General features: G+C 25.2%; 9 protein-coding genes and 1 pseudogene. All 10 read left to right on the forward strand.

What is annotated here, in order from left to right; genetic code table 11:
- On the forward strand, window positions 1-254 hold a 254-nt coding region (locus Q0Y03_RS14905; protein ID WP_297714588.1), incomplete at its 5' end, for a PadR family transcriptional regulator.
- 15 nt (window positions 255-269) lie between these two features.
- Window positions 270-998, forward strand: coding sequence for a DUF2812 domain-containing protein (locus tag Q0Y03_RS14910; protein WP_297714589.1), 729 nt, complete (start codon window positions 270-272; stop codon window positions 996-998).
- 99 nt (window positions 999-1097) lie between these two features.
- Window positions 1098-1526 (forward strand): regulatory YrvL family protein, encoded by a 429-nt coding sequence (locus tag Q0Y03_RS14915; protein ID WP_297714590.1) that lies wholly within the window; start codon window positions 1098-1100, stop codon window positions 1524-1526.
- 130 nt (window positions 1527-1656) lie between these two features.
- Entirely contained in the window at window positions 1657-2112 is a 456-nt protein-coding gene (locus Q0Y03_RS14920) for a DIP1984 family protein (RefSeq protein WP_297714591.1), read from the forward strand.
- A gap of 430 nt (window positions 2113-2542) precedes the next feature.
- Window positions 2543-3280 carry a GTP pyrophosphokinase family protein gene (locus Q0Y03_RS14925; protein WP_297714592.1) on the forward strand — a complete coding sequence of 246 codons (738 nt, stop codon included), beginning with the start codon at window positions 2543-2545 and terminating at the stop codon, window positions 3278-3280.
- A gap of 28 nt (window positions 3281-3308) precedes the next feature.
- Window positions 3309-3398 (forward strand): annotated as a pseudogene (locus tag Q0Y03_RS14930) (zinc-ribbon domain containing protein); the annotation flags it as partial.
- A gap of 152 nt (window positions 3399-3550) precedes the next feature.
- On the forward strand, window positions 3551-3898 hold the full coding sequence (locus tag Q0Y03_RS14935) for a PepSY domain-containing protein (RefSeq protein WP_297714593.1): 348 nt from the start codon (window positions 3551-3553) through the stop codon (window positions 3896-3898).
- 38 nt (window positions 3899-3936) lie between these two features.
- Complete coding sequence (locus tag Q0Y03_RS14940; protein ID WP_291680413.1) at window positions 3937-4605, forward strand: response regulator transcription factor; 669 nt, start codon at window positions 3937-3939, stop codon at window positions 4603-4605.
- Between the two features lie 2 nt (window positions 4606-4607).
- A complete protein-coding gene (locus tag Q0Y03_RS14945) occupies window positions 4608-5978 on the forward strand; it encodes a HAMP domain-containing sensor histidine kinase (protein WP_297714594.1) in 1371 nt (456 codons plus the stop codon).
- A 12-nt stretch (window positions 5979-5990) separates the two neighbouring features.
- The coding region (locus Q0Y03_RS14950; RefSeq protein ID WP_297714595.1) for a PepSY domain-containing protein at window positions 5991-6316 on the forward strand (326 nt) is incomplete at its 3' end.

The following is a 6316-nucleotide window of genomic DNA, read 5'->3' on the forward strand; positions in this document are numbered from 1 at the left end:
TTATTGAGGAAAAGCACGGATACCTAATTATGAAAACTATTGAGAATCTTACTAATAATGAAGTTACTATTGGTCCTGCATCACTTTATACAACACTGAAAAAGCTTTTATCAGCAGATTTAGTGGAGTTAAGTTCTGACATAGATGAAAATAAAAAGGTATATAAAATAACAAATAAAGGACGAGAGATGCTCATAAAAGAGGTTGAGCGTAAGAAACAGATGATTAAATTTGCTGAAAATTTTTTGAATTAGAAAAGGGGGATATTTATGAAAAGGAAATATGTAATGATTAGAGGCCTTGCATTTAGTGAAGAAGATGATATGGAAAAACTAAAAAATTATGCAAGTCAAGGTTGGATATTAGAAGACATAGTATGGGGATTTTTCTACAAACTAAGAAAAGATAAGCCTCAAAATATAGTATATAACCTAGATTACCAAACAGAGGCAAATGAAGAATATTTCACTATGTTTAAAGAGGCAGGATGGAAACTTGTTGTTTCTATAGAAAATTATATGCATATTTTTTCAGCACAAGTTGGAGCTAAACCAATTTATAGTGATTGTGAATCAGAAATAGATAAATATACAAGTATAAGAAATACAACAAGAAAAGGAACTCTATATTCTTTAATAATAGCTATAGCATTAATGGTGTTACTAGTTGTTTCCTTAATGGTTATTAAACCTATATTTCTGATTATCCTTGGATTGTTAATAATTGATATATTTATATTTGTATTTAATTTTATGCCTTATTTAGCATATAATTCAAGAATCAAGCAAATAAAAAAGTATGGTAAATGTAATAGTAAAGCAATAGATAATAAAATTTCATGTAAATTATATGCAATTGTAGGCGTTCTATGGTTAGCTATAGGAATATGGCATTTAATTGGAAAACTATATTTTTCTGCAGTATTTTTTATAATTTTTGGTGCTTTTTTTATTTTTTCAAGTTCATCTTACTTTAAGAAATATAAAAAGTCTTTATAAATTATATACAAATTAAAGAATATCAAGATAGTATAACAATACGAAGTAACGTCACGTTTGATATTATATAGATAAATAGGAATTTGGGGAGTGAAATAATTGAAATGGATTTGGAACAGACATAAAGAAAAGATAATAACTTTTCTCTTATGTGGATTATTGTTTGTTGGTGTATTATCTATTATTGCCTTATTAGGTGGAGCAATAATGAAAATATTTGGATTTGAATATGAGTCAATAGGAAGTATTATTCTGTTTTTTGTAATTGCAACAATTATTTCTTATCCTTTTAGTCTGATAGCTGAGGCATTGCCTAAAGTATTTCTATATTTGGGGAAAATATCAAAGCAAATGTCTATACTGTTTTATATTATCTTAGATACGGTTGCTACATTTTATGGGCTGCGTGTTGTCGATTATTTTATGCAATCTGTTTCAGCAACAGATATTTCTATTATTATTGTATCTTTGATATTAGCTTTATTTGGAATAAGTGATGTTTATAAAAAAACTAAAGCAACGGATTGACAAATTCCTATTTATCTAGGAGTTTAATATTTTAAAAAGAGAATTTATGTTTATTTTTTATAAAAGTTTGATATAATTCTATTATATAAATAGTAAATAACGGAAATATTATTAAGAATAGGGGATTAATATGAAATTAGCAGAAGCATTAAATTTAAGGGCTGACTTACAAAAAAGAATTGCAAACTTAAAAGAAAGATTGATAAAAAATGCTAAGGTTCAAGAAGGTGATACACCATCAGAAAACCCAAATACTCTTTTAAGTGAACTAAATGATAATATTATTGAGCTTGAAAATATTATAAAATTAATAAATAAAACTAATAGTTCTACATATATAAATAATGAAAGTATTTCAGATATTATAGCTAAAAGGGATGCTTTAGGATTAAAGTTATCTATTTTAAGAAGTTTTATTAGTGAATCTGCTGATAAAATTGAGAGATATTCAAACAAAGAAATAAAAATTTTAAGTACAGTGAATGTAGCTGAAAAACAGAAGGAAATAGATAAACTTTCAAAAGAGTATAGATTAATAGATACTAAATTACAAGGTTTAAATTGGACGACTGATATTATTTCTTAAAAATTCAGCTGGTAATTTGCAAGGGTGAACATAAGATCTACTAATTGAGATGTGAATTAGTGCATTGATTAGCATATACGGAACAATGTGCAAATAATAAAAGCTAAGTTCAGTAATGTTACAAGAGTAAAGTTATAAATTAATGTAATAACCATATGTTGACTTGCAAGTGAGGGTGGGATAGGGCCTAATAGATATTTATCTAAAAAATAACGAGGCAAAAAGATGTGTATCTTGTAGAAGAGTTAAAAAGAATAAAATAGAAGATAATTTTAGATTGTTATAGGTTGTAGTTTAAGCTACAACCTTTTTTGATTATATAAAATAAATAATTAATAAGAGATTAAAAATATAGAAATTTAATTATTATGAGTATAAAATTAATAAAAAGAGATTGATATTAGTTTAAAGTAAGATAAAGGGGGATTATATGTTAAAAAATATTGATAAAAAAACTTTAAGAGAAAAAATAGTAAATGATGATTATATATTAAAAAACGTTGGTAAAAAATTTGTAAGAGAAAAAATAATAAATGATGATTTTTTAGATATCATACATAGAAATATGATGCCAATGAATGAGTTAATGGCTTATTATCGATGTGCAATTATGGAAGTGGAAACAAAGTTTAAGGTATTAAATGAACAGTTTTCATTACAATATGATAGAAATCCAATAGAAGGTATAAAAACTAGATTAAAGTCTCCTGAGGGGATTATAAAAAAATTAAATAAGAAAGATTTACCTTTTACATTGGAATCAATACAAGAAAATATAAGAGATGTTGCTGGTGTAAGAGTAATCTGTTCATTTCCAGAAGACATTTATATGTTAGCTGATTGCTTATTAAACCAAGATGATATTAAGCTAATTGAGAAGAAGGATTATATAAGAAATCCTAAAAAAAGTGGTTATAGAAGTTTACATTTAATTATAGAAGTACCAATTTTCCTAAAGAATGAAAAGAAGGGAATGAAAGTAGAAGTACAACTTAGAACAATAGCAATGGATTTTTGGGCAAGCTTAGAGCATAAATTAAGATATAAGAAAAATATTAATCCAGAAGAAGCTGAAATTATAAGTAAAGAGCTGTTTGAGTGTTCAGAAATTAGTGCAGATCTAGATAAGCGTATGGAAGAAATACGAAATAGAATTGAAAAAAAGTAATATGAATCTGAAAGTACATTTATTGCTATTCACTAAAGAAAAAGGATTCGAAAATGGGCCAACAAGATGTATATCTTGTAGAAGAGTTAAAAAAGAGCAAAATATAAGAGAATTTTAGCGTGTTATAGGTTGTAGTTTAAACTACAACCTTTTTTGATATTTATTTATAAAAGATTAAAAAATTTTAATTTTACTCTCATTCCTTCTTCATGAAACTTATGAATTAATATTATATAATCATATTAAAGATTAATAAAAGGAGAAATTAATATGAATAAATATTTAGATAATATAAGAGAAATAATAAAGAGAAATAAGAAAAAATTAATAAGAAAAATTTCTATATTAATAGCTTCAGTAGCAATAATAGGGGTCGTAGGTGTTATAGCAGTATATAGTATAGCTAAATCTAATATTAATTATACAGTTGATGAAGCGAAAGAAATAGCACTTCAAGCAGTTGAAGGAGAAGTATTAGGTATTAAGAAAAAAATAGAATTAGATACGTTGGGTTTTGAGTATGAATTTAAAATAAAGAATTCAAACAACATGCTTATGGAAGTTACGGTTGATTCGAATTTAGGTGCTATTATAGACTTAGATAACTATTATGATTAAAATTACAATAGGAAGTAAGTTATAAAGGAGTAGACAAAGTGAAGAGCATATTAATTGTTGAGGATGAACCTAATATTTCTGATTTTATAAAGGGAGAATTAGAATATGAGGGATATAATGTTTCTATTAAAGAGGATGGTAGAAAAGGTCTAGAAGAGGCTTTAAGAAATGAATATGATCTTGTAATACTGGATGTTATGCTTCCTTCAATGAATGGATTTGAAATATGTAGAAGGCTAAAAAGAGAAAAGCAGTCTCCAGTAATAATGCTTAGTGCAAAAGATAGTGTAATGGATAAGGTTAATGGACTACAAATAGGAGCAGATGATTATATAGCTAAACCCTTTGCAATAGAAGAATTGCTTGCACGTATTGAAGTAGTTTTTAGAAGGCAAGATAATTTAAATAATTATATAGTAAAATTTAAGGATATTGTAATTAATAAAAGTTCAAGAATTGTAAAAAGAAATGGAATAGAGATAAGTTTAACTAACAAAGAGTATGAGTTATTAACAATATTAATAGATAATAAGGATAAAGTAGTTACTAGAGAAGAGTTATTGGAAAAAATATGGGGATATGGATATGAACCAGAAACTAATGTTACAGATGTATATATTAGATATTTAAGATCAAAGTTAAATAATGAAAATAAGGAAGAATATATACAGACAATTAGATCTATTGGTTATATTATGAGGAGTTAGTTATGAAAACTAAAAAATTACCTATATTTTTAGAAATTATGAAAAATTCATTTTTTATAATTAGCTTAATTTTAGTTATATATACAATTGGTCAATTAATTACATTTTGGATATTTACAGATGAATATGAAAGAGACTTATTAAAAGGTAGGTATGAAGAGATATCAAGTTTATCTAAGGATATAAATGTAGAAATATCAGAAAGTGGATTTTATGAGTATTTACAACAGTTAACTGATAGTGACGATGAAAGTATAAGAATTTATTCTTTAGATAAAATATATTATGAATCTAAATCAGAAATATGGAATGAGATTAAATTTGATTATGTAAATGAAAAAATTATGACCTACTCCAAATTTTTTGACTTTGATATATATATGGGAATAACAGGACCAATAGATATAGGTGATTCTCAATATATAGTACAAATAGTTAGAGAAAATGATATGTTTCAGGATTTTATTGAAAACTCATTACCGATTTTAATTTTTACATTAATTTTAGGACTAGTTTTAAGTGGAATAGGAGCTATGTATGTATCTAAGAATTTTATAAAGAGACTTAGAAAACTTATAACAACTATGAATGAAATAAAAGAAAAAGGAATTAATAAGAGAGCTGAAATTTCAGAGCTAAATGATGAGGTAGATAAAGTAAATATAGTTTTTAATTCAATGATGGATGAATTAGAGGAGGCATTTAATGAGCAGAGTAGGTTCGTATCAGATGCATCACATGAATTGAAAACGCCTCTAACAGCACTTCATGGACATTTAAGTATGCTGAAAAGATGGGGAAAAAATGATAAGCAGCGTTTGGAAAAATCATTAGATATATGCTTAAAAGAGGTAGAAAGATTAAAGAAGTTAGTGAATGATATGTTACTACTATCTAAAGCAGAAAAAACAGAAGTAAACTTAAGTAAATTAGATGAAATTGATCCTGTAGTAATAGTGGAAGAAGTAGTTGAACATTATAGAGTTTTAAATCCTAATGTAAAATATATAATTAATATTGAAGAAAATATAAAAGTTAAAATTGATCCAAATGATCTAAAACAATTATTAATTATATTTATTGATAATTCAATAAAATATAATAATAAAGATAATATAGAAATTCAAATAATATTAAAAAATGAATTAGGAAAATTAAAATTAGAAGTAAAAGATAATGGAATTGGAATATCAAAGAATGAAGTAAATAATGTTATGAAAAGATTTTATAAGGTTGATAAATCTAGAATAAATAATAATTCCTTTGGAATTGGTTTATCTATTGCAAATAGAATAGCCAATAATTATAATACTAAAATTTATATAGAGAGTGAATTAGATAAATATACAATAATAAGAATTTACTTAACATGATTGGAGGATAAAATGAAAAGATTAAAGTTAGCAACAGTTATAACGATAATTAGCATTAGCTTAATGGGATGTAGCAATTCAGAAGTATTAAATAATAAAACAGTTACTATTGATGAGGCTAAAGAAATAGCACTAAAACATGCAGGAGTAACAAGTGATCAAGTTTCATTTATTAAAGCTGAAATGGATTTAGATAGCGGAATACAAAAATATGATATAGAATTTTATCATGGTTCTAAGGAATATGATTATGAGATTAATTCTGCTAATGGAGAAATAATAAAGTATGATTATGATATAGAATATAATAACAATGTAAATAATACAAATAATACAAA

It is taken from the genome of Clostridium sp., from assembly GCF_026168755.1.
GTDB lineage: Bacteria > Bacillota > Clostridia > Clostridiales > Clostridiaceae > Clostridium.